The organism is Lactobacillus sp. M0390, from assembly GCF_016102085.1.
GTDB lineage: Bacteria > Bacillota > Bacilli > Lactobacillales > Lactobacillaceae > Lactobacillus > Lactobacillus apis.
Map to the genome: position 1 here is coordinate 150,878 of NZ_JACFPH010000001.1, position 24,919 is coordinate 175,796.

Consider the following 24,919-nt stretch of genomic DNA (forward strand, 5'->3'; position numbering starts at 1 on the left):
GATCAGGCTCCTCCATAACTTGATTAATCAATATAACTTTACCAAATATCTATCCTTTAAAAATGAAAAAATCCATACAGCTACATTTTACCACGATGACTGAAAGCGCGTGCAATTTTTGCTCGGTTTGTGTTAGCAGAATTTTGCACTAACCCATATTGTTGCTTAAGCAAATTCAGTGTTGCTTCAATTAAAGTAGGATCATCATTTTCTACTTCTAGTTCAAAGTCTTCAAATCCATCAGGATACCTTGTTTCGTCAAATGTAAGTTCACAATTTTGTGGTCCTTGAGCAAGAATTCGATGTGTTTTACTGAATGTTTGCAAGCATAAATTTGCTTCGGAATCGAAGTGTTCTTTTAGATAATCACCAACTGAACCAGTAAAGATGATTTTGCCTTTTTCTTCGGCATTTTTTAGAAGGTCTTGTGCCTTCTCTAGATTCAAGTCATCATTGATTTCGATTGCTTCATGGTAACGATGCTGTACAGGATTTTTATCCGGTACTTTCAATGTTTGCTCGGCATGATCTTCAAACAAACGTATCCTGCAGCTGATATGTGCCTGCTTTAATAAGCCGTTATCAGTGTCGAAGTAGTAGTTTTCTTGTTTAAAATCGCTTTTAACGGGAAAACTTGCACATAAATGGGAATATGTTGCTTTGGGCAAAATTATCTTGGCTTCAATTTCATTATTCTCTGACATTAATCTACCCCAATGTATATCAACAATTTAGCTATAGTAAGTAATCTCACCTTAAAAGCTATCATAGGAAAAATTACAACTAGCAATCTTGCCTATCTATATTATAGTAAACTTTTTCTAACTTGATCACATTTATTATAATGCGGCAACGTTTTTCATTGTGAACTATTTTTGCCATAAGAGTCAAAAAATAAGCTTAGGAAAAGTTGGATTATTAAGAATGGGATATCCAAACTATTGTTATAAAGCAAATGTGAGTTACAGTTAAAAAATCAAAGTGAGCAACTTTTTTGACTTTATTTAATAAATTTATCATAATTTTAGAGGATTGTTAAAGAAGAGCTTTTAAAAAAATCAATTTAATAAAAAAGCTAATTAATCGCACTTTTTCCACTTTTGTTATTAAAAAAGCAAGCAAGATAATAGCTTCTGTCACCAATATGAAATTGCTATCATTGTTTTATGTTAGAATGAAGAAGCAACTAAGAAAGGAAATATTTCAATGAATTTTGACTGGGATACTTTTTTATGGCCTTATACTGAAGCCGTTCGCGAATTAAAAGTAAAATTCCGTTCGCTGCGCCAGAGCTTTTTGACTAAAGGTGAGCACTCACCAATCGAATTTGTTGTTGGACGCGTCAAAACGGTAGATTCGATTAAAGAAAAGATGAAAAGGCGCGTTATTAGTCCTGATGTAATTGAAACCGATATGCAGGATATTGCGGGCATTAGAATTGTTTGTCAATTTGTTGATGATATATACAAAGTGGTAGATTTGATTCACGAGCGTGATGACATGGAAGTGTTAGAAGAGCGTGACTATGTTCAAAATGCCAAGCCCTCAGGCTATCGTTCTTATCACATGGTAATTTCATATACAGTTTATCTTCCAGAAGGCTCGAAAAAATTGTTGGCTGAAATCCAAATCAGAACTCTAGCAATGAACTTTTGGGCTACCGTAGAACATACGCTAAACTATAAGTATCAAGGTTCGTATCCTGAAGACATTTCGCAAAGATTAAAGTCTACGGCTGAAACAGCCTATAAGCTTGATGAAGAAATGTCGCTAATCAAGGATGAAGTACAAGAGGCACAGAAAGTTTTTACCAAAAACAAAGGTAAGGAAAAATAATGAGAATAGCGATTGCTCATAACACTAATGAAGAAACTTTAAAAGTAGTAGCTCATTTAAAAAAGATTCTTGCCACAAAAGAAGGCGTAGTTTTTGACGCAAAATATCCTGATGTAGTGATTACTGTGGGTGGTGATGGCACATTAATAAACGCTTTTCACCGGTATGAAAAACAAATCAGCTCGATTCGTTTTATTGGAATTCATACAGGACACTTAGGTTTTTATACTGATTGGCAGGGGCAAGATGTTGATAAAATGGTTGATGCTCTCTTTTTGCGTGAACCTGAATCAGCCAAGTACCCTTTACTAGAAGTAGAATTGACAACAGAATCTAATGAGCGCAAGCATTATTTAGCTTTGAATGAGTCTGCTGTTAAACGGGTTTCTCATACACTTGAGGCCAATGTTTATATTGACGGCAAGCTATTTGAAAATTTTCGTGGTGATGGTCTCTGTGTTTCAACGCCAACGGGCTCGACTGCTTATAACAAATCAATTGGTGGGGCAGTAATTCACCCGAAACTAAAGGCGCTGCAGATGACTGAAATTGCATCGATTAATAATCGTGTCTTTAGAACTCTTTCATCTCCAATTGTCATTGCACCTGACCAGTGGATTACGATTGTCCCTAATTCAGATCATTTTGTAATGACGGTTGACGGTAATAGGATTAACATTCATAATGCCAAAAAGATAGACTTTCGAATTTCAAACAAGGAAATTCGGTTTGACCGGTTTGGACATACTCATTTTTGGTCTCGAGTTCAGAGTGCCTTCATTGGGGATAAACATGACACTATTTAAAGTTAAAGTAGAAAATAAAGCTCCCGTAGAATTAGGGGCTTTTTTAATGAAAAACGGGTTTTCAAAAAAGGCTGTCAATGATGCAAAAAACAATGACGGAATGATTTTAGTAAACCATAAACGGCGTTTTACCAATTATCAGTTGCATTTTGGTGACGAAGTGATTTTTGTTCCGGGAAACGAAAGGGAGAATCCATGGCTAAAACCGTCGTACGAGCCTTTAGTGATTGCTAAAGAAACGGAAAACTATTTAGTCATAAATAAACCAGCAGATCTCTTGTCAATTCCTTCAAGATACGATGACAATGCGGTTGTAAATCGTGTTTTAGGCTATTTTGAACAACAAAAATTGCAAGGTGTTAAGCCGCACGTTGTAACCAGGCTTGATCGCGAAACCTCAGGCTTAGTATTGGTTGGTAAAAATGCAATAGCTCATTCGCGTTTTAGTAAACTGGATAAAGATCAGTTTGTTAAAAAGTATCATGCGCTTGTTCATGGTAATTTTGCGGAAAATGAATTAAAGGGTGTGATTGATAAACCAATTGGAAAAAAGGGAGATGCAGTCAAGCGTAGTATTACTCCGGATGGCAAAAGAGCAATTACAGCTTATCAGGTTCTTAAACAAGAGCCTGGAATTAGTCTAGTTGAACTAAGACTTTATACTGGACGGACTCATCAAATCAGACTTCATATGCAATCAATTAACCATCCTTTATTTGGAGATCCGCTGTATGGCATAAATGACGAATTTAAGCGCCAAGCATTGAACTGCTTTTACTTAGCCTTTCCAGATCCATTTGCACACAACCAGCTGGTAGAAATTGAAATTGCGGATCCGGAAGATATGCAAGCTTTATGGCAAAATAGCACAAAAAAAGAACTGTAAAAACAGTTCTTTTTGTTTGGCTTAAAATTTATTCACTGAAGAGAACACGAGTACCTTCAGGTACGTAAATGTCTTTTTGAATTGGAGTAAGGCAACCATCTTCAGCACTACGCTTGTATAAGGTAGCATTGTCAGTGTTTTGGTTGGTTGCTACAACAAATTGCTCGCTTGGATCCCAGTTGAAATCACGCGGGAATTCACCAAAAGTAGAAACGCGTTGTTTAAGCTCTAACGTGTGATCTTCTTTAACTGCAAAAACAGTAATTGAGTCGTGACCGCGGTTAGATACGTAAATAAATTTACCATCATGACTAATTTTAATAGCAGCAGCACCGTTGTGGTCAGTGTAATCGTCAGGAATAGTTGAATATGTGGCAATGTTGTTAAAAGTCCAATCTTTTTCATTAAATTGAACCACATTGACCTTACTTGAAAGCTCACCAACGACATAGAAGTAATTTCCATCATGACTAAAGACGATATGACGTGTACCAAAGCCGGCTTCGTTTTGATACTTAGCTAAGTGTTCAAGCTTGTTGTTTTGAAGGCGATAAAAATCAACGCAGTCGTTACCCAAATCGCAACTTACCAGGTTCTGTTCTGGTGTCTCATCAAAAAAGTGTGGGTGAGGCCCGTCAACTTGTTCTGGACGAGGTCCAAGTGTGTCTGCTGTATGTGTGACAGAGTCGATTAGAGTTAGTTGACCATCAGTTGTGTAAGAAAAGACAGCTAAAACGCCAGTGTGATAGTTTGCTGTATAAAGTAGGTGCTTTACTGAATCAATTCCGATGTAAGCTGGTGAAGAACCAGCAGTTAAATAAGAATCTTTTTCTTGATATGCACCATCAACTAACTGGAAAGAACTAATTCCGCCTTTATCACCAGCATTGTTAATTGTGAAAATCAAATCCTGGTCTTGAACAAAGTATGTAGGACCGCCGATTTTAATTACTTCCTTTGCTGTTCCCAGTTCAACTTTTAAGCCGTTATCAGAATTATAAAGTGGTAATTCGTAAATTCCTGTAGCCTTTTTTTTGGTGTAACCACCAATTAATAATTTCATTTTTAAGCCTCCATTTAATTTCAGTGATATGAACTAATGAGATAAGTATAACATGACATTTATTTGTAAAAAATTTGCATGATTACATTAGTTTAAAAGTGGTAAAGTATGGTATCGGAATATTCCGATTAAATCACATTTTTATTAAGGAGTACAAATGAATGGACGAAAATAAAATTCGTGAGCTTTATGCCCAGAATGATATTTCTGAAGTTTTTACTAATTTGCAATCTTCTACGGACGGTTTGAGTTCCGAAGAAGCTGCTAGTCGATTAGAGAAGTATGGTCCGAATCAAATTCAGAAAGCCAAAGAAGAATCTGAATGGAAGGCCTTTTTTAAAAACTTTATTAGTATGATGGCCATTTTGCTTTGGATTTCAGGCGCGGTTGCCATGTTTAGTGGCACACTGGAATTGGGAATTGCTATTTGGCTGGTTAATATCATCAACGGGTTATTTAGTTTTTGGCAAGAGCGAGCAGCTAAAAAAGCAACCGATGCTTTGAACAACATGCTGCCAACATATGTCGAAGCCATTCGTGATGGTAAAAAGGTCCAAATTGATGCTAAAGAATTAGTTCCTGGGGATGTTTTTGTTTTGCAAGCTGGAAATTCAATTCCAGCCGATGCACGGTTGATTTCTGCGAGTTCGATGCAGGTTGACCAAAGTGCTTTAAACGGTGAGTCTGTTCCTGAATCAAAGACAACCGACTATTCACCTGGCGAGGGCAGTTACGCTGAAACTAACTTAGTATATTCTGGTACTACAGTTGGAGCGGGAACTGCACGTGCGATTGCATTTGCAACGGGTATGAATACCGAGTTTGGTAAAATTGCCAAGCTTACCCAAAAGCAAAACAAGGTCGATAGTCCACTTACACAAGAATTAAATCGACTTACTAAACAGTTATCAATTATTGCGGTTTCAATCGGAATTGTGTTCATGATTGCAGCGATTGCTTTCGTTAAATATCCGTTTGCAAAAGCATTTATTTTTGCTTTAGGGATGATTGTTGCATTCATTCCAGAGGGCCTTTTACCAACTGTTACTCTTAGCTTGGCCCAAGGGGTCAAAAGGATGGCCAAGAAACATGCTTTGGTTAAGGAACTTAATTCTGTAGAGACTTTAGGAGAAACAACCGTCATTTGTTCAGACAAGACGGGAACGTTAACTCAAAACCAAATGACCATTCATTACATTTGGACACTAAAAAATGAATTCCAAGTTACCGGTAATGGTTATGAAAACAATGGTCAGGTGGAATTAAATAAAAAACAACTTTGGTACGAAGAAAATCCTGATTTACATAAGCTGGTTCAAATTGCTTCGCTTGATAACGATACAGCTGTTCAGCCAAGTAAAACCAAGGGCGGCAAACCAAAGATTTTAGGAACACCAACTGAAGCGTCATTAATAATAATGGCGGAAAAAGCGGGTTTTGATCGCCAAAAGGTCTTGGTTAAATACCCACGCTTACGTGAATTACCGTTTGATTCAGACAGAAAGAGAATGTCAACTATCCACCGTTGGAACGATACACAAGACATTATCTTCACTAAAGGTTCATTTAGTGACGTAATTAAACAGTGTGATCAGATTCAAGTTGATGGTGAAGTTCGGCCACTAACTGAAGACGACCGCAATGTTGCTGATAAGCGTAATGCAGAATATGCTGCTAAAGGGTTACGTAGTATGGCAATGGCCTACAGAATCATTGATTCTAAGGACACTGATATTAATAAGTTAACCATTGAAACTGCCGAAGAGCATTTGGTATTTGTTGGGTTAACCACGATGAGTGATCCGCCACGTCCTGAAATTTACAATGCCGTTAAACGTTGTCATGAAGCAGGAATCAAAATTATCATGGTAACTGGTGACTCCAAGTTGACTGCCAAGACTGTGGCTGTTCAAATTGGTTTAACTTCAGATAAAGCGAGAGTTATTTCCGGTGTTGAATTAAACAAGATGAGCGATGATGAACTGCGTGAGGCACTTAAGGGCGAAGTGATTTTTGCTCGAGTTGCACCTGAGCAGAAATATAAAGTTGTTAAAACTTTACAAGAAAATGGCGAAATTGTTGCCTCAACTGGTGATGGTGTTAACGATGCTCCTGCTTTGAAACAGGCTGATATCGGGATTGCGATGGGGATGACTGGTACAGATGTTGCTAAGGATGCTGCCAATATTATCTTGACTGATGATAACTTTGCTTCAATTGTTGCTGCAATTGAAGAAGGCCGCGCAGTTTATAGTAATATCCGTAAGTTCTTGACATATATCTTGACCTCGAATGTTCCGGAAGCTTTTCCATCGATTCTCTTCCTACTTTCTGGTGGTTTGATTCCACTTCCAATGACGGTTATGCAAATTTTAACGGTCGATTTGGGAACTGATATGCTTCCTGCATTGGGACTCGGTGGTGAACCGGTTGATCCAGATGTGATGAAGCAACCACCACGTAAACGAAGTGAACATCTGCTCAATCGAAGTGTAATTATCAAAGCATTCTTATGGTATGGCTTGATTTCAAGTATTATTTCAATTTGTGCTTACTTCTTTGTTAATATGCAAAATGGTTGGCCAAAAGTGGCACTTGCTTCAAGTGGTTCAGTTTACATGCGTGCTACGACAATGGTACTTGGAGCAATTATCTTCTCTCAAATTGCTAATGTGCTAAACTGTCGTACAAATAAGGTTTCAATTTTCAAAAAAGGTTTATTCAGTAACCGTAATATCTGGTACGGAATTATTTTTGAAATTTTATTGTTCCTTGTTTTAACTGTAACTCCAGGTTTACAACAATTATTTAACACTACAAGATTAATGCCGATTGACTGGCTCTTCTTATTCTGTTTACCAATTCCATTGGTAATCATAGACGAAATTAAAAAATGGCTGTTATATCGTGAAAAATAGTCATCAGACAAATAAAAACCGCTTATATATTAGTTAAGCGGTTTTTGTTATGCTAAAATTATTGTCTAAGGAGCTTAATAAAATGAAATGGAACTCAACGATTACCAAAATTGGTCAACAAGCTATTGAAGCAGACGGCAAAATGGTGATTTTATTTAGTGATAATGTGACAGCCGATTTAGATGATGTTTCAGTCATTCAAAAATTTGATGACACAACACCAGTTAGTCAGTTTGTGTTCAAAAAGGGCGACACAATTACGATTGATGGTCAAACCTACCTGGCTGATTATGTCGGAGCAATGGTTGAAAGTAATATGAAAGCTTTAGGTCATATTACAATCTTTTTTGATCAAAAAAAGCCTAAAAATCCCATGGCAAATGCTGTCTACTTGACGTTTGCTGATAAGCAAACATTCCCAGAGTTTAATGTAGGTGATGAAATTATCTACGAGCATGTTTAAATAGGGGGATTTAATGAACTCACAAGAAAAGCCTAGAAAACAGAGCATTTTTCAAAAGTGGTTTTTGAATAATCGCTTTAGCGTTGTCTTACTCAATATTTTATTGTTTTTCCTGATTATTTGGGTCTTTAATAAAATATCTTTTGTGATGAATCCGGCAAAGCTATTTGTAAGTGCAATCTTGCCGCCTTTGTTACTAGCATTAATTCAATATTACATTATGAACCCCTTGGTCGACATTCTTGAGCGTAAGTTCAAAGTACCACGGGTTGCAACTATTATTGGTTTGTTTTTACTGGTAGCGGTATTACTTGTTTGGATTGTTAATACTTTATTGCCAATTGTGCAAACGCAAGTCGATTCTTTAATAAGACACTGGCCTCATATTTGGAATGATGCAACAATTGCTGTTCAAAATATGTTAAGTGATCCACAATTTCATAGTGTGAAAAATAATATTAATGATGCAATTGCACGTGCGCAGGACATGATATTTAAATCTGGCCAGCATGCGATTGACGCTGCACTAGATAATATTTCGTCGGCAATTAGTATTGTTACGATGATCTTTATGACGTTATTGACGGCGCCATTCATCTTATTCTTCATGTTAAAAGATGGACATAATCTACGTCCTTATTTGACACAATTTGCCCCTAAGCGTTGGCAAAACGGCTTTGGCGAATTACTATATGATATTAATACAGCTCTTTCTTCATATATCAGAGGTCAATTAACAGTTGCCTTTTGGGTAGGGATTATGTTTGCAATCGGCTATAGCATCATCGGTCTGCCATATGGGATTGCGCTCGCTGTTTTAAGTGCCTTTTTAAACCTGATTCCATATTTTGGTACTTTTATTGCATTCATTCCAGCAATCGTAATTGGTATCATGATTTCTCTACCGATGGTCATTAAAGTTTTAATTGTCTTCGCTGTTGAGCAAACAATTGAATCACGTCTGATTAGTCCGTTGGTTATGGGGAACAAAATGGAAATGCATCCAGTTACAACTATTCTTCTCTTGATTGGTTCAAGTGCGGTTTGGGGCCTATGGGGTGTGATTTTTGGTATTCCAATTTACGCAATTTTAAAAATCATCATCATGCGTGTGTATAATTACTATCGTAAGGTTTCAAAAGTTTTTGATGAAGACGAAAAAACTTCTTTAGTTCCAAAGAAGACAGTTGATAACGAAGAAGTGACAAAGAATTAGAGTAAAGTGTGGTCACTGGGCCACACTTTTTATGTTAAGGAGAAAAAAGTGACTAATCACGTTGTTTTATATGAACCATTAATGCCTGCTAACACAGGTAATATTGCACGTACTTGTGCTGGTACTAATACTGTATTGGACTTAATTGAACCACTTGGTTTTCGTATTGATAATAAAACCATGAAACGTGCCGGACTTGATTATTGGGATAAGGTTGACGTGCGGCTGCACGATGACCTTACAGCTTTTTTAAACAGTCTTGGTCCAGACGATGAAATGTACTTGATTTCCAAATTTTCATCAAAAAACTATGCGGAAGTAAGTTACACAGATCCAAAAAAGAATTATTATTTTGTTTTTGGTAAGGAAACAACTGGTTTACCAGAAACGTTTATGCGAGAATATTATGAACGCAATTTACGGATTCCAATGTCTGATAATATCAGATGCTATAACCTAGCTAATTCGGTTGCGATTGTCCTGTTGGAAGCAATTCGTCAGCAAGGTTTTCCAGGATTGGAAAAAGAGCATCACTACGAAAATGATAAGCTTAAGGACAGTTATAATCGTCCAGAAAGATATGAACGTAATTTAAAAGGAGAACAATAATGGAATTTAATAAAGAAACACCAGTCATCGTAAAGAATTTTCACTACGACATTAATGAAGAACTTGAAACTAAGGACAATGTGAACTTTGGTTTGAAAAAAGTCGAAAAACAAAATGAAGATGGCACTACTGATCCTGGTGAAGATGGTAACTACTTCGACATTACCGTTGTCTTTGAAGTGGCCCCTGCTCCTGGTGAATTCACTGTTAGTGGCATGATTAGCCAAGTTGTTAAAATTAAAGATTATTTCGGTGATGGTAGTGATCTTTCAAAAACAGATTATAAAATCTTAAGTCGCCCATTGGTTGAATATATTGAAACTTTGACTTATGAAGTTACGCAAATTGCGCTGGATGAGCCAGTTAATTTGAACTTCCAAGCCAACTTTTAAAGCCTAATTAGGTGATTTTATGCCTAAGAAAAAGAAGAGGACAACAAAAGCAAGTAAGAAGGCACAAAATACAGGAATAACTTGGGCTGTTGTCGGCCTTGTTCAAATAATTATTGTAATTTTAGCTTTTGCCAAATTTGGTATTTTAGGTAAACAAATTGCTAATGTTTTCCGTCTGTTTTTTGGCGATTCCTACCTATTAGTTGCTGGACTATGCGCAATTTTTGGCTTAGTGATGTTGATATACAACAAGCCGATGCACTTTAAGCTGAAAAGAACATGTGGATTGCTCTTGGCAATTTTGGGTTTTTTGATTATTCAAAGCAGCGTTTATTTTGAACGCGAATTAGTCAATAATGCGTTCATGAACGCTTTTTGGCATGAGATGTCGGCAGAATTTGGACGCGCAGCTATTACTGAATCAATTGGTGGTGGATTAATTGGTGCTATTTGCTATCAACTATTTTATCCGCTACTTGGACATATTGGTCTGCGTGTGTTTGCAATTCTGTTTATTCCAATTGGCATTTTGATGTTCTTTGATGTTAAGTTTGCTGATGTCATTAGGAAGTTTCAGGCTGTTAGCCAGTTGTTTATTGCCAAAAATAAAAAAGCTGGCTCAAAAATCAAAGAAAAATACAGTGAAATTCGTGAAGAGCAGATTCAAAAAAGAGAAGAAAAAGAGGACGATTTTCAAGACCCACTTTCTTCTGAATCACCAGTTTTTCCAAATGTTGATGATTTTACTGTAAAAGATGATACCGAAGATGAAAGTAATACTTCGTCCAATCAAGAAAGTGATTTTGCAGAAGAACTTCCAATTGAAGAACAACCAGCTTATCAAGAGCCGCTTGAAGATGATAGCCAAGTTCAATATTCCAGTCATGATGACCAGCAAGAGCAGTCAGAAACTGAATTACCTAAGTCTCATTCTTTTGCAGACGAAGACCAGAAATTGATGCAGGAGCTTGGATCAGTTGATCACGGTGAATTTGATGGTAAAGAAGTAGTTAACCCCGAATATCAAAAGCCACCGTTGACATTACTCGATTCAGTTAAAAACACTGACCAAAGTGCTGACAAAGCTTTGATTAGGAAAAATACCCAGACCCTGCAATCTACTTTTAAGAGCTTTGGCGTCAATGTCAATATTAAGAAAGCAATTCTGGGACCTACGGTTACGCGATATGAAGTTCAACCAGCAGTCGGTGTAAAGGTAAGTAGAATAGTTAACTTAGCTGATGACCTTGCGCTGGCTCTTGCAGCAAAAGATATCAGAATTGAAGCACCGATTCCGGGTAAACCATATATCGGAATTGAAGTCCCCAATCGTGCAACTTCGATTGTTGCTTTTAAAGATGTGATGCAGAATCAGGACAGCAAGGCTAAAGCTGATCCGATGCAAGTTCCACTCGGTAAGGATGTCAGTGGACAAATTATTTCTGCCAATTTGACGAAGATGCCGCACCTCCTGATTGCTGGATCAACCGGTTCCGGTAAATCTGTTGCAGTGAACACGATATTAACAAGTATTTTAATGAAAGCCACTCCAGATCAAGTAAAATTGATTTTAATTGATCCGAAGATGGTTGAGCTCTCAGTCTATAATGGTGTACCCCACCTGTTAATTCCGGTGGTCACGGATCCAAAATTAGCTGCAAATGCCTTAAGTAAAGCAGTTAAAGAAATGGAGCGTCGGTATAAACTATTTGCTGCAAGCGGTGCACGTAATATGGCCGAATTTAATGAAAAGGTAGAAATCAATAATCAGGATAAAAGCAAGCCTGTGATGCAATCTTTACCATACATCTTAGTTGTAGTTGATGAATTAAGTGACCTAATGATGGTTGGTGGACGCGACGTAGAAGGTGCAATTGTTCGTTTAGGACAAATGGCTCGTGCTGCCGGTATCCACATGATTTTAGCAACGCAACGACCAAGTGTTGACGTCATTACGGGACTAATCAAGGCTAACGTGCCTTCCAGAATCTCATTTGCGGTTTCAAGTGGAATTGACTCTCGGACTATTCTTGATCAAAACGGTGCAGAAAAGTTGTTGGGGCGTGGAGACATGCTGTACATGCCAGTGGGTGCTTCAAAGCCTGAGCGAATTCAAGGTGCCTATATTTCTTCTCATGAAGTTGAAAAAGTCATTTCATGGGTAAGTCAACAGCAAAAGCCAAAATATGATGAGGGTATGATTCCGAAAAAAACTGAAGAAACAGCTGATAATGTTGACGCTGAGCCAGAGGATGAATTATATGATCAAGCTGTTGATCTAGTAAGAAGACAACAATCAGCCAGTGTGTCAATGTTGCAACGGAGGTTTAGAATTGGCTACAATCGTGCAGCGCGCATCGTTGATGAAATGGAAGCTAAGGGTGTAGTCGGCCCTTCCGAAGGATCAAAGCCACGTCAAGTATTAATACAACCTCAAAAAACTGAAAATAAGAGCTAATTTTTAAGAAAGTTTAGCATGTTGGTTTTTTGCCAAGTTTTGAGAAAAAATAATGTTAAAATTAATTCGAATGTGAACTTTAGTCGAAATTGTAGCATCTGAAAAGTAATTATTATATAATTGCAATGCTGTTTTTGGTGTTTTGTTCACTAAAACAAAAAAGGAAATGTTTTGATGCAGCGAGCGATAGTTTTTGGTGCAACTGGTGGTATTGGTCGGTCGATTTGTACCGATTTAGCTGAAGCCGGTTGGTCGTTATATATTCATTGTAGCAGTAATTGGACAGCTGCTTGTGAAATGAGTGAAAGCTTCATGAAGCAATACCCATCGCAGGACTTTCTACCGCTCAAGTTCAGTTTCTTAGCAGAAAATAATGAGCTTGAAAAAGTAGTGCAGAGTTTATTGCCAATTAATGCAATTATTTTTGCTCAGGGCATTACAGATTATCATCTTCTAAGTGATCAACATTTGGATAAAGTTGATGAGATAATGCAGGTCAACTTGGTTACACCAATTAAGTTGACTAGCCTACTTGAGCCACTCTTGCTAAAAAATGATTTTAGTCGAATTATTTTTATCGGTTCGGTTTATGGAGCTCAGGGCAGCGCAATGGAAACAGTTTATAGTGCAACTAAGGCTGGACTTAGCCGCTTTAGCCAGGCATACGCTAGAGAAGTTGCATCGGCTAACTTAACGGTTAATGTTATTGCGCCCGGTGCAGTTGACACAGCAATGAATAAAATGCTTTCTGCAGAAGAAATGGCAGAAGTAGTAGAAGAAATTCCGGCTGGACGATTAGCTAGTGGCGCTGACATTTCATTCTGGGTCAAAGCCTTACTTGATCCCAATTCAACTTATTTAACTGGACAAACGCTTTATGTTAGTGGTGGCTGGTTAACGTAGTTTATATAATGGTAAAAGAAATTAGTAGTATATATGTTATACTCAGTGTGTAAAAATAAAAATTAAAAGGGGTAACTATGGCAGATATTGGAGACAAATTACGCAGTGCCAGAGAGGCAAAGGGACTTTCAATTGAAGATATTGAAAAAGCAACCAAAATTCAAGGCAGGTATCTGACGGCAATTGAGCAAGATGACTTTGATAAGCTTCCTGGTGACTTTTATGTACGTGCTTTTATCAGACAATATGCGCAAGTAGTCGGATTAGACGGCAAGCAGCTTCTTAGTGAATACCACAATGACATTCCCCAAGCTGAGCCTGACGAATACGTTGAGGATTCAATCGATAACAAAAGCGAAGAAGTCAGCAAAACAACTAGCAATAAAAAGAAGATTTGGAAAGAGTATCTTCCAAGAATTATTGTTGGTGTAGGGATTATTTTGGCTGTGCTTGTTTGTTACATGGTTTATGCTCATTTTTCAGCTAGTGACAATCAACCTGACAATTCTGCTAACGATGTTTCTGTTTCATCAGATAACAGCAATACAACAAAGCCTAAGAAGCGGAAGCAAGTTAAGAAAACTAAAGTAAAAATTAAGCAGTTGAGTAATAATCAATATCAAGTAACGGGCTTAAAGGAAAACCGCAATTTAGTTGTACGTGCTGGTAATCAACAAACCAATGTTTCAGTTATAATTGACGGCGTTAGCCAAGCAAATCAAGTACTAACTTCAAATCAGAAACGTACTATAGCTATTCCTGAATCTGCTAAAACAATGGTAGTGACATTTACTAATCCTTATGGTGCAACAATTAGGATTGGCGGTAAGAGAATGCACTTTGATCCACGGATTACCGGTAGCACTTTGACTTTCTATATTGGTAAGCATAAGCAAGAACAATCTCAGACAACTGAGAATAATTCAACGCAAACTAATAATAATCAAACGACTACCCATTCAAATACTAATACAAATCAGCATAATCAAGGCCAAAATCAGTCAAATGGTACTACTAATAACCAGCAGAACGGTCAAACTGATAATGGTCAATCTGGTCATGAAACAAACCAGCAAACTAACAATGGACAAGGGACTGAAGCTAACCATTCTAACCAGTCCACAAATAACAGCAATGGTGGCCGGTAAAAGACTGCCAAGTAGTAGAAGGAAGTAATTTAGAATGAATTTACCTAATAAATTGACGGTTTTTAGAATTTTCTTAATACCGGTGTTTGTATTAATTATTATTTTCGGTGGGGATGCCAGTGTTAAAGTTGCTGGAGCAACTGTTTATTGGAAATTAGTAGTTGCTGCGATTGTTTTTGCAGTTGCATCGGCAACAGATTGGTTTGACGGACATATTGCCCGTTCGCGAAACCTAGTTACTAACTTTGGTAAGTTTGCTGATCCTTTAGCTGACAAAATGTTGACAATGACAGCTTTTATTATGTTGATTTCTTTAAATTTAGCTCCAGCATGGATAGTTGCAGTTATTGTTTGCCGCGAGTTAGCAGTAACTGGCTTACGTTTGCTACTTGTTGAAAACAAGGGTCAAGTAATGGCAGCTGCTATGCCAGGCAAAATTAAGACAACATGCCAAATGTTATCAATTATCTTCTTATTAGTTGGTGATTTTTACCATATTGGAACAATTTTGCTATATCTAGCTTTAATTTTTACAATATACTCTGGCTGGGATTACTTCCGCAGTTCATGGGATGTTTTCAAAGGTTCTATGTAAAAACAAATTGAATAACTATAAAACACTAACTTAGTTAGTGTTTTTTGTTTGCCAAAAATTAATTGGTGAAGCCTAGTATAAAGCAACAAGATTGATAACAAGTAATAATACTGTTAAGATTAAATTATAATTAAAATGAAAAGGAGAGATTTTATGGTAGAAGAAATTCCAATGGTTGAATTCAAAGATGTGACGAAGATTTACTCCAAGTCGAAGCAACCAGCAGTGGAGCACATTAGCTTTAAAATAAATAAGGGTGAATTTTGCTGTTTAATCGGTACCTCCGGTTCAGGTAAAACGACGTTAATGAGAATGATTAACCGGATGAATAGCGTAACTAAAGGACAAGTCTTGGTTAACGGCAAGGACGTAAAGAAGTTTAACTCAGTTAACTTACGTCGAAAGATTGGTTACGTAATTCAAAATAATGGTTTAATGCCGCATATGACAATTCGTGAAAATATCGTTCTAGTACCCAAACTTTTAAAATGGTCGAAAGAAAAGCTCAATGAAGAAGCAGAGCGTTTAATCAAACTGGCTGAATTACCCGAATCTTATTTAGACCGCTATCCAGCTGAACTTTCTGGAGGACAACAGCAACGTATTGGTGTAGTGCGGGCTTTGGCTGCAAATCAAAATTTGATTTTAATGGATGAGCCTTTTGGCGCACTCGATCCCATCACGCGGGAGAGCCTACAAAACTTAGTGCAAAATTTACAAATGCAGTTAGGCAAAACGATTGTTTTTGTAACACATGATATGGATGAAGCACTAAAACTTGCCACTAAGATTGTCGTTTTGCATGACGGCAAGTTAATTCAGGTAGGAAGTCCGGAAGAAATTTTGCATCATCCTGCAAATAAATTTGTTGAGAGCCTGATTGGTGAGGAGCGACTTTCTGAAGCAAAATATGAAACTGTTAAGGTTAAAAATGTGATGACAGCACCCGTGAAAATTAATTTGGGTGCTTCTTTGAATGATGCATTAGCTATGATGAAAGAACGTCACGTTGATACTTTGCTTGTAATTGATGATGATAATCATTTGAAAGGCTACATTTCGATTGCTGACTTACAAAGAAAGTATCCTCATGTTAGTTCAGTTAGCGATATTATGTTGCCAATTAATGCTACCGTTGGGCCTGAAGAATATTTACGTGATAATTTCAGCAGAATTTTAAGCCGCAATGGTCAATATATTCCAGTCGTTGACGCAGAGAGAAAGCTAATTGGAGTAGTTACTCGAGCTAGTTTAGTTAATGTTGTCTATGAAAAAATTTGGGGAGAAAAGAAACCTGCAACAGAAGAGTTAGAAAAGAAGGCGAATTAGTATGTCTGCTTTCATTGCACAGCATGGTTCAGAGTTGCTTGAAAAAACTTGGCAACAAATTTATATTTCCGCAATTTCATTGTTTTTAGGAATCATAGTTGCGGTACCGATTAGCGTAATTTTGCTTAAATTTCCTAAGACTGCCAAAGTCGTAATTGCACTTGCGAGTATGTTGCAGACTATTCCAGCCTTAGCACTGCTCGCAATGATGATTCCTTTCTTTGGCGTAGGACGTGTACCAGCAATTATCGCTTTATTTCTTTATAGTTTGATGCCGATAATGCGCAACACATACGTTGGTTTGATTGATGTAAATCCAGACACGATAGACTCAGCTCGCGGACTGGGAATGACGAAAATGCAATTAATTCTCAAGGTTGATATTCCCTTAGCAATGCCAGTAATTATGTCAGGCATTCGATTATCAGCTATTTATGTCATCGCTTGGGCTACTTTAGCTTCATATATCGGGGCAGGAGGATTAGGTGACTTTATCTTCAATGGCTTGAGTTTATATCAACCAGATTTAATTTTTGGTGGTACGATTCCAGTTATTATCTTAGCACTTTTGGCAGATTACTTATTAGGCCAGTTAGAGAAGAAGCTCTCGCCAAAGGGAATATAAGGAGGCATGTCTAATGAAAAAGCAATTTAAAAATTTATTGTTGTTATTCATTTCAGTCTTACTTGTATTGACCAGCAGTGCGTGTGGCTTACCTGGTTTAGCGGATACTCAGGGGCAAAATGACGATATTAGGATTACGGCTCTAACGACTACTGAATCACAAATTGTGGCTAACATTGTTGCTCAATTGATTGAACATGAAACGAATTATAAAACTTCGATTATCAATAATTTAGGTTCAGCGCCAATGCAACACCAAGCTCTTTATCGGCATGATGCTGACATTCAAGCTGCGGCCTATGATGGTGGTGAATTGACCGCCAATTTACTATTACCAGCAATTAAGGATTCAAAAAAGGCGAATGAAACAGTTAGGCGAGAAGTAAAGAAAAGATGGGATCAAACTTATCTGCCAACTTATGGTTTCGCAAACAACTATGCCTTTATGGTAAGAGCAAAAGATCAGAAAAAATATCATCTATATAATATTTCTGATCTGAAAAAGGTGAAGGATAAGTTTTCTTTCGGAGTTGCATCCGAATGGGTCAATGCTCCTGGTGTTGGTTATCCTGCCTTTCAGACAGCGTATGGCATTACCTTTTCAAAAGCACACCCAATGAATATCGGATTAGTATATTCAGCTTTGAAGAGTGGAAAGATGGATGTCATTTTAGGCTATTCAACTGATGGCCGGATTGATAGCTATAAATTACACTTACTAAAAGATGATAAGCACTTTTTCCCACCATATAACTGCGGGATGTTGATTAATAACTATCTTTTACGTGAGCATCCAGATTTGAAGCCGCTTTTAAGTAGATTAGTAGGTAATATTAATGTCCATGAAATTAGGGCAATGAATTATCAAGTGGATGATAAATTACTTGAGCCTGCTACTGTCGCTCATCAATTCTTGGTCAAGCACAATTACTTTAGGGGGCAAAAATAATGTCAAAATTAGGTTTGTGGCAACAATTTATTTATTATTACCAGCACAATGGCAGTTACGTTTTGCAACAATTTAACCGTACGTTTTTAATCTCGATTTACGGTGTACTGTTTGCTGCTGTAGTTGGAATTCCCATTGGAATTTTTATTTCTAGAAATGCACACTTAGGTAACTTTGTTGTAGAAATTGCCAACTTTATTCAAACAATTCCGTCACTTGCATTGCTTTCAATAATTATGATTGCGATGGGACTAGGTGTAATGACAGTAATAGTGACGGTGACACTCTATTCTTTATTACCAATTATTAAAAATACATATACTGGAATGAAGAGTGTTGATAAAAATGTCATTGACTCAGGTAAAGGGATGGGTATGACTAAATGGCAGTTGCTCTATCTGGTGCGACTTCCGTTATCAATGTCAGTAATTATTGCCGGATTAAAAAATGCTCTCGTGATTGCAATTGGAATCACATCAATTGGTTCTTTTGTTGGTGCAGGAGGATTAGGCGATATAATTATCCGTGGTACCAATGCAACTAACGGTAGTGCAATTATTTTAGCAGGTGCATTGCCAACCGCGTTAATGGCAATTTTGGCAGATTTACTTCTGAACTTTTTACAAAAATGGTTGCAACCAAAAGGGCTAAGAAATTAAATTGCAAAAAATTATTGTTAGTTCTAGCGTACTTATTAGTAAGAAAGTAATTTTAAAACATTTGTTCGCTTTTTCTTGCAAATATACACTAAATCAAAGTATAATTAGTAAGTACTAAATTGAGGACTAGATACTAGAGGAGGAAAAAATTCTTGGCCAAAGATGAAAAGCAGGCTGCATTGGAAAATGCGCTGAAAAAAATCGAAAAGAATTTTGGTAAAGGTGCCGTTATGCGCATGGGCGACAAGGCGGATACCAAAATTTCAACCGTTCCATCCGGCTCGCTTGCATTAGATGCAGCTCTTGGGGTTGGCGGCTATCCGCGAGGCAGAATTGTTGAAATTTATGGACCTGAATCTTCAGGTAAAACTACGGTTGCTTTGCACGCTGTAGCTGAAGTGCAAAAGCGTGGCGGAACGGCTGCGTATATTGATGCGGAAAACGCAATGGATCCAGCATATGCGGAAGCTTTAGGTGTTGATGTTGACTCACTTATCCTATCCCAGCCAAATACTGGTGAAGAAGGTTTGCAAATTGCGGACACACTGATTACGAGTGGCGCGATTGATATTTTAATTGTTGACTCTGTAGCTGCCTTAGTACCTCAAGCAGAAATTGATGGTGAAATGGGTGACAGTCACGTTGGTTTGCAGGCTCGTTTGATGAGTCAGGCCTTACGTAAGCTGTCAGGAAACATTAATAAGACAAAAACGATTGCAATTTTTATTAATCAGATTCGTGAAAAAGTCGGTATTATGTTTGGTAATCCAGAAACTACTCCTGGTGGCCGTGCCCTTAAGTTCTATTCTACGATTAGACTAGAGATTAGAAGAGCAGAAAAAATCAAGCAAACTGGTGGCGAAATTACTGGTAACCGAGTAAAAATTAAAGTGGTTAAAAACAAGGTTGCACCGCCATTTAAAGTTGCTGAAGTTGATATGATGTACGGCAAGGGTATTTCACAAAGTGGTGAATTACTTGATATGGCCGCTGATAAAGATATTGTTGCTAAAGCGGGTTCTTGGTATTCATATAACGATGAAAGAATTGGTCAAGGGCGTGAAAATGCCAAGGCATATCTTGAAGACCATCCTGATATTTATGATGAAGTTCAACAGAAGGTAAGGCAGGCTTATGGAATTGATGAAGAGTCAATTGCTGAGCGTGAAGACCCTGAAAAAGTTAAAAGCAAAAAGGCTAAAGAAGCCGAGAATGCTGAAAAGGAGGTTTCCGAAAAAAAGGAAACCGACAACAAAAGTAACTAAAATTGAGGAGATTAACCTTGATCTATAATTTGGATCAAGGTTTTTTTCTACTTGTTTGACATCGTTCTCGCGGTTCATTATTATTAATTATGTGTAAATAATCTAAAAATAAAAAAGGCGATAGTAATCATGACAAATACAATATTGATTCCCGTCGCGGTTGCTATTATTTCAATTTTAGTTGGTACAGTCATTGGCTATGCTGTTCGAAAGAACATTTGGGAGAAAAAAGTCCAAAATGCGCAAAGTGATGCTGACCATATTTTAACCGAAGCAAAAGCACAAGTAGATGCCGCAAAAGCTGAAGTCAACGCACAAAAGCAGGCAGCAGATGCTATTAAGCAAAGTGCACAAAATACCAAAAAAGAGAAAATTCTTGAAGCTCAAGAACAGATTCAAGAATATCGACAAAAAGTTGAAGATGAGCTAAACACAAAGCGTGACGCAATTGCACGTGATGATAATCGCTTAAAACAACGAGAAGATACACTCAATCACAAGAATTCTTTGTTGATCGAAAAAGAGGATGGACTAACCGAGAAGGAAAACCAATTAGTAAAACAAAAAGCTGATTTAGATGAAAAAATTAAAGAAGCTGATGAGCTAGTACAGCAAAGCCAAGATAAGCTCTACGAAGTAGCTCATTTGGATAAAGAGCAGGGTAAAAAGATGGTTCTTAGTCAACTATCTGATGAGTTAGTTAAAGAACGTGCGGAAATGATTCAAAATAGTAATGAGGAAGTTAAGGCAAAAGCTGATCACTATGCTCATAAAATCATTATTGATGCCATTCAGAATAGTTCAGCTGATACTGTGGCTGAGACTACAGTATCGGTTGTTGATTTGCCTAATGAAGAAATGAAAGGACGAATTATTGGCCGTGAAGGTAGAAATATTCGTTCTTTTGAAGCCCTTACTGGTGTTGATTTAATCATTGATGATACTCCAAAAGTAGTTACACTAAGTGGTTTTGACGCAATTAGACGTGAAATTGCAAAACGAGCAATGGAACGTTTAATTAAGGATGGACGGATTCACCCTGCTAGAATCGAAGAAATGGTTGATAAGGCTCGTAAAGAGGTCAACGACGATATTTATGAAGCTGGTGAAAGCGCCCTAATGGAATTAGGAATTCACAAAATGAATCCTGAATTGGTTAAAACATTAGGTCGACTCAAGTATCGGACATCATATGGACAAAATGTTTTAGGTCACTCGATTGAAGTGGCAAAATTAGCCGGCACAATGGCGGCTGAGCTAGGTTTAAATGAAAAATTAGCGGTTCGCGCGGGATTATTACACGATATAGGAAAAGCCATCGATCATGATATTGAAGGCTCACACGTAGAAATAGGTGTGGAATTAACAAGAAAATATCATGAACCAGATGTAGTAGTTAATGCAATTGCTGCTCATCACGGGGATGTACCGAAGACTTCGTTTATTGCTGAACTAGTAGTAGCAGCAGACACGATTTCTTCTGCGAGACCAGGAGCAAGAAGTGAAAGTTTAGAAAACTATATTAGACGGTTAACTGAACTAGAACAAATTGCCAATCGGTATGACGGAGTTAAACAGGCTTATGCCATTCAAGCAGGACGTGAAGTTCGCGTAATGGTAGAGCCAGACAAGATCTCAGATGATCGCATCACTGTTTTAGCACGTGATATTCGAAACCAAGTTGAAAAAGAGCTTGATTACCCGGGTAATATTAAGATTACGGTCATTCGTGAAAAAAGGGTAGTTGCAGTTGCAAAATAAAAAGGTTGAATTTTCATTCAACCTTTTTTTGTGCGCTTTTCAAGATTTTTTTGGCGCATTTTGACATAAAATGTCATTATAAATCACAAAATTAATTAGTGAAAAAGTATACAATCTATTTTAGAGAGGAAATAAAAGTGAGTTTACGCATATCTTCAGAACTTCTATCTTCAGAACTTCAAAGTTTTATCAGTGAATTAGGCTATCCATTTACTACACTATCAAGTTTATTTGAATCGAAAAATTTAGATAAATATTTAGATTCAAAGTGGATCCAAAGTGCTCATATTTTTGAAATACTGGATAAAAATGCAAACGATCAACAGTTATTAACCTGTAGTAATGTCCAAAAATTTTATCAGTTTATTCCTCCCTACTTTGCCGCTCTTTCAAGTAAAAATGGGCAGCAAGCAATTTCACGTTTAGCATCGTACGAACAACTAATTGGTCCAATTGAAATCGGAACGTTTAAAGAGGGTGATAAGTTAAGGATCCACATTGGATACCTTAATCAATATCGTAAAATATCACGTTTTAGTTTACTAGTTGATCAACTATCGATAATCAGTTTAATTAGAACTGGCACAGGAAAAGAAGTCAAGCCCATCTCAATTGGTAGTCGTTTTGAATATAGTCAGATTTTGACTAACTATATAGGGATTCAAGCTCAAATGAGTTCGGATAACTATTTGGTATTTAAATTAGAAGATTTACTAATTCCTTTTAAAACTCAAAATGATATTGTTTGGAATTTTATGGAGCCTGGGTTAAAAAAGTACATTGATGAATTAAACGTCAATCCACCTTTTTCAGCGGTAGTTCAAAATGTTTTATTTAAATTGATTGCTGGTGGCAATTTTCAAGTTAAAGATGTCGCAGAAGAAATTGGTATCTCGCCACGAACTTTACAACGCTGGCTTGGTAAGGAAGGAACTACCTTTAAAAAAGAACTAGGTAAGGTTCAACAAGTTCTTTCACTTAACTTGTTGCAAGATGCAACTATGAAAACTGCTGAAGTAAGCTTCTTAGTAGGATTCACGGATGTTACTTCTTTTTATAAAGCATTCAAAAAGTGGACTGGAAAGACCGTTTTAACATACCGACACGAAGTTATTTATCGGAAAAATCAATTTAATTCAACAAATTAAATTGTTGAGGAGAGAAAAAATGTTTTTAAAAAATAAAGATACATGGAATGCAACTTATGATGTTGTAGTAGTTGGTTTTGGTGGTGCAGGTGCCACTGCTGCTCGCTTTGCTGCAGACAAGGGAGCCAAAGTCTTGTTAGTAGACAGTGCTCCTGAGGGCCATGAAGGTGGTAACACCAGATATTGTGGCCAGATTGTTGAAGCAGGTTATGATTATGACAAGCTTAAAAAGTATTATCAAAAAATGACTGAGCCGCTTGATTTGGACGAAAAGGTACTCGATACCTTCGTTAGAGGAATGGTTAATCTACCAGAATACTTTGAAAAGTACTTAGGCGGCAAAGCATTCAGCGTTAAGAATAATCCTGGTAATAAGAATGTAGCAATGCTTGCATATATGAGTGCCGAGTACCCGGAATTTGAAGGTGCAGATACAAATGATGACCTTTTAATCCATGATCAAATCTTTGATGCAGCTTTATGGAAAATACTGCGTCTAAATGTTTTAGACCGAAGCGATAGGATTGATGTGCTTTATTCCACTCCTGCAAAGCATTTAATCCAAAATGATGATAAAACTATTATTGGTGTTCAAATTGAAAACAAAGGCAAGTTATTCAATGTTCGAGCAAGAAACGGTGTTGTTCTAGCCTTAGGTGGTTTTGAAAATAATGATCAAATGATACAGGATTACTTAGGTGAAACAAACCTCTTACCATACGGGACACTGTATAACAATGGCGATGGTATCAAAATGGCGATTGAAGTTGGTGCTGATTTATGGCACATGAACAACTATGAGCCGGGTGGAACAGTTAACTTTGCTGCGCCAAAAGGCCAAAGAGCCCATAATATTATGGGCTGGAAAGCTTTATTTACGGGTTCACTCATTTCAGTAGGTGATGATGGTACAAGATATGTCCCAGAAGATGACCCAACTAGACATGGTCACCGCTATAACCACGGCCTTTGGAGAATACCACTTGCACAAATTCATCCACATATGATTTTTGATCAAAAGAAGTTTGATGAATTGACTGCTGGCGCTAAAGAAGATTTTCAAAAAGAGACTCTGGCTAAAGCTATTAAGTCAGATACAATTGCTGACTTGGCCAAGACAATTGGTGTTGATTCTGAGGTATTGGAAAATACAATTAAGACCTATAATTTCTTCGTAGATCAAAAGGTAGATTACCAATGCGGCAGGAAACCAGAATCAATGGCAAAAATTTCACTTTCAGGACCGTTTTACTCAATTGCACAGCAACATACAATGCTTAATACTCAGGGTGGTCCAAGACGTAATGAAAACGCTGAAGTTTTGGATACTGATCAAAAAGTGTTGCCTCATTTATACGTTGCCGGAGAATTAGGTCATATCGGAGCCAATCAATATAATGGTGGTGGAGATATTGCCGATTGCCTAATTTTCGGTAAGATTGCTGGTGAAAATGCAGCCACTGTAAAAGATGATCAAGCAGTTACAGGTGCCAGTGTTAGTGAACAAAATTTAGACACTGATTTTCCAGTTTCTGATGTAAAAGAAGAGCATTATACAACTGGCGACAATCAATACATTGGTACGTCAACTAGTGGAATGGGTAATGAAATTGTGGTTCGCGTTACTGTGGATGACCAAAAGAACCCAAGTAAAATTGAAGTATTGAAAGAAAGCGAATCACCGGATTATGGTGAAAAGGCAATTAAGCAGTTGCAGGAAAAAATGATTGCAAACCAGACTGCAGATGTCGATGTCGTTTCAGGAGCTTCTGCCACAAGTCGGGCATTTAAGGCGGCTGTTATGGCAGCACTAAATCAAGCTTAGGACTTTAAAAACAAAAATGGGATTCATAGTAAAGTGAATCCATTTTTTTGTACTAGGAAAAGCCT

The 24,919-nt window shown here is 37.3% G+C and carries 22 protein-coding genes; 20 read left to right on the plus strand and 2 right to left on the minus strand.

Annotation, left to right across the window (positions count from 1 at the left end; all coding sequences use genetic code 11):
* Window positions 1-80: 80 nt before the first annotated feature.
* A complete protein-coding gene (locus H3R25_RS00720) occupies window positions 81-704 on the minus strand; it encodes a CYTH domain-containing protein (protein WP_198193840.1) in 624 nt (207 codons plus the stop codon).
* Window positions 705-1,206: 502 nt separating this feature from the next.
* On the opposite strand from H3R25_RS00720, the gene H3R25_RS00725 reads away from it, so the two are divergent.
* The 3 genes from H3R25_RS00725 to H3R25_RS00735 are packed head-to-tail and all read left to right on the plus strand — an operon-like array spanning window position 1,207 to window position 3,528.
* A complete protein-coding gene (locus tag H3R25_RS00725; RefSeq protein ID WP_074425598.1) occupies window positions 1,207-1,836 on the plus strand; it encodes a GTP pyrophosphokinase family protein in 630 nt (209 codons plus the stop codon).
* Window positions 1,836-2,642, plus strand: a complete 807-nt coding sequence (locus H3R25_RS00730) for an NAD kinase (protein WP_074425597.1) — start codon at window positions 1,836-1,838, stop codon at window positions 2,640-2,642. The genes H3R25_RS00725 and H3R25_RS00730 overlap by 1 nt, the downstream gene beginning before the upstream one ends.
* Window positions 2,629-3,528: an RluA family pseudouridine synthase gene (locus tag H3R25_RS00735; RefSeq protein ID WP_198193850.1), complete on the plus strand. Its 900-nt coding sequence runs from the start codon at window positions 2,629-2,631 to the stop codon at window positions 3,526-3,528. Before H3R25_RS00730 ends, H3R25_RS00735 begins: the two co-directional genes overlap by 14 nt.
* Window positions 3,529-3,556: 28 nt before the next feature.
* Here the strand turns inward: H3R25_RS00735 and H3R25_RS00740 are convergent, their stop codons facing one another.
* Window positions 3,557-4,591, minus strand: a complete 1,035-nt coding sequence (locus H3R25_RS00740; RefSeq protein WP_198193852.1) for a lactonase family protein — start codon at window positions 4,589-4,591, stop codon at window positions 3,557-3,559.
* A 161-nt stretch (window positions 4,592-4,752) separates the two neighbouring features.
* On the opposite strand from H3R25_RS00740, the gene H3R25_RS00745 reads away from it, so the two are divergent.
* The 17 genes from H3R25_RS00745 (at window position 4,753) to H3R25_RS00825 (ending at window position 24,854) form a co-directional block, all read left to right on the plus strand.
* The gene (locus tag H3R25_RS00745; protein WP_198193854.1) at window positions 4,753-7,509 is read left to right on the plus strand and encodes a cation-transporting P-type ATPase; all 2,757 of its coding nucleotides are present in this window, start codon (window positions 4,753-4,755) and stop codon (window positions 7,507-7,509) included.
* 82 nt (window positions 7,510-7,591) lie between these two features.
* On the plus strand, window positions 7,592-7,972 hold the full coding sequence (locus H3R25_RS00750) for a PTS glucitol/sorbitol transporter subunit IIA (RefSeq protein ID WP_198182832.1): 381 nt from the start codon (window positions 7,592-7,594) through the stop codon (window positions 7,970-7,972).
* A 13-nt stretch (window positions 7,973-7,985) separates the two neighbouring features.
* A complete protein-coding gene (locus H3R25_RS00755) occupies window positions 7,986-9,188 on the plus strand; it encodes an AI-2E family transporter (protein ID WP_187157734.1) in 1,203 nt (400 codons plus the stop codon).
* 48 nt (window positions 9,189-9,236) lie between these two features.
* Window positions 9,237-9,797, plus strand: coding sequence for a tRNA (cytidine(34)-2'-O)-methyltransferase (locus H3R25_RS00760; RefSeq protein WP_046306450.1), 561 nt, complete (start codon window positions 9,237-9,239; stop codon window positions 9,795-9,797).
* Window positions 9,797-10,189: a DUF1149 family protein gene (locus H3R25_RS00765; protein ID WP_046306452.1), complete on the plus strand. Its 393-nt coding sequence runs from the start codon at window positions 9,797-9,799 to the stop codon at window positions 10,187-10,189. Before H3R25_RS00760 ends, H3R25_RS00765 begins: the two co-directional genes overlap by 1 nt.
* 19 nt (window positions 10,190-10,208) lie before the next feature.
* Window positions 10,209-12,647 (plus strand): DNA translocase FtsK, encoded by a 2,439-nt coding sequence (locus tag H3R25_RS00770; protein WP_198193856.1) that lies wholly within the window; start codon window positions 10,209-10,211, stop codon window positions 12,645-12,647.
* A 174-nt stretch (window positions 12,648-12,821) separates the two neighbouring features.
* Window positions 12,822-13,550 carry an elongation factor P 5-aminopentanone reductase gene (gene ymfI, locus H3R25_RS00775; RefSeq protein ID WP_198193858.1) on the plus strand — a complete coding sequence of 243 codons (729 nt, stop codon included), beginning with the start codon at window positions 12,822-12,824 and terminating at the stop codon, window positions 13,548-13,550.
* Window positions 13,551-13,627: 77 nt separating this feature from the next.
* Window positions 13,628-14,698, plus strand: coding sequence for a RodZ family helix-turn-helix domain-containing protein (locus H3R25_RS00780; RefSeq protein WP_198193860.1), 1,071 nt, complete (start codon window positions 13,628-13,630; stop codon window positions 14,696-14,698).
* Window positions 14,699-14,732: 34 nt separating this feature from the next.
* Complete coding sequence (gene pgsA / locus H3R25_RS00785) at window positions 14,733-15,293, plus strand: CDP-diacylglycerol--glycerol-3-phosphate 3-phosphatidyltransferase (protein ID WP_198193861.1); 561 nt, start codon at window positions 14,733-14,735, stop codon at window positions 15,291-15,293.
* 153 nt (window positions 15,294-15,446) lie between these two features.
* Window positions 15,447-16,622, plus strand: coding sequence for an ABC transporter ATP-binding protein (locus H3R25_RS00790; RefSeq protein ID WP_305067116.1), 1,176 nt, complete (start codon window positions 15,447-15,449; stop codon window positions 16,620-16,622).
* Window position 16,623: 1 nt separating this feature from the next.
* Complete coding sequence (locus H3R25_RS00795) at window positions 16,624-17,247, plus strand: ABC transporter permease (RefSeq protein WP_187157742.1); 624 nt, start codon at window positions 16,624-16,626, stop codon at window positions 17,245-17,247.
* A gap of 13 nt (window positions 17,248-17,260) precedes the next feature.
* Entirely contained in the window at window positions 17,261-18,196 is a 936-nt protein-coding gene (locus tag H3R25_RS00800; protein WP_187157743.1) for an osmoprotectant ABC transporter substrate-binding protein, read from the plus strand.
* On the plus strand, window positions 18,196-18,855 hold the full coding sequence (locus H3R25_RS00805; RefSeq protein WP_046306465.1) for an ABC transporter permease: 660 nt from the start codon (window positions 18,196-18,198) through the stop codon (window positions 18,853-18,855). The genes H3R25_RS00800 and H3R25_RS00805 overlap by 1 nt, the downstream gene beginning before the upstream one ends.
* 152 nt (window positions 18,856-19,007) lie before the next feature.
* A complete protein-coding gene (recA, locus tag H3R25_RS00810; protein ID WP_074425584.1) occupies window positions 19,008-20,120 on the plus strand; it encodes a recombinase RecA in 1,113 nt (370 codons plus the stop codon).
* A 129-nt stretch (window positions 20,121-20,249) separates the two neighbouring features.
* Window positions 20,250-21,881 (plus strand): ribonuclease Y, encoded by a 1,632-nt coding sequence (rny, locus tag H3R25_RS00815; RefSeq protein WP_046306469.1) that lies wholly within the window; start codon window positions 20,250-20,252, stop codon window positions 21,879-21,881.
* Between the two features lie 137 nt (window positions 21,882-22,018).
* Window positions 22,019-23,029 carry a helix-turn-helix transcriptional regulator gene (locus H3R25_RS09125; protein ID WP_198193863.1) on the plus strand — a complete coding sequence of 337 codons (1,011 nt, stop codon included), beginning with the start codon at window positions 22,019-22,021 and terminating at the stop codon, window positions 23,027-23,029.
* 19 nt (window positions 23,030-23,048) lie between these two features.
* Complete coding sequence (locus H3R25_RS00825) at window positions 23,049-24,854, plus strand: FAD-dependent oxidoreductase (protein ID WP_187157748.1); 1,806 nt, start codon at window positions 23,049-23,051, stop codon at window positions 24,852-24,854.
* The last annotated feature ends 65 nt before the right edge of the window (window positions 24,855-24,919 follow it).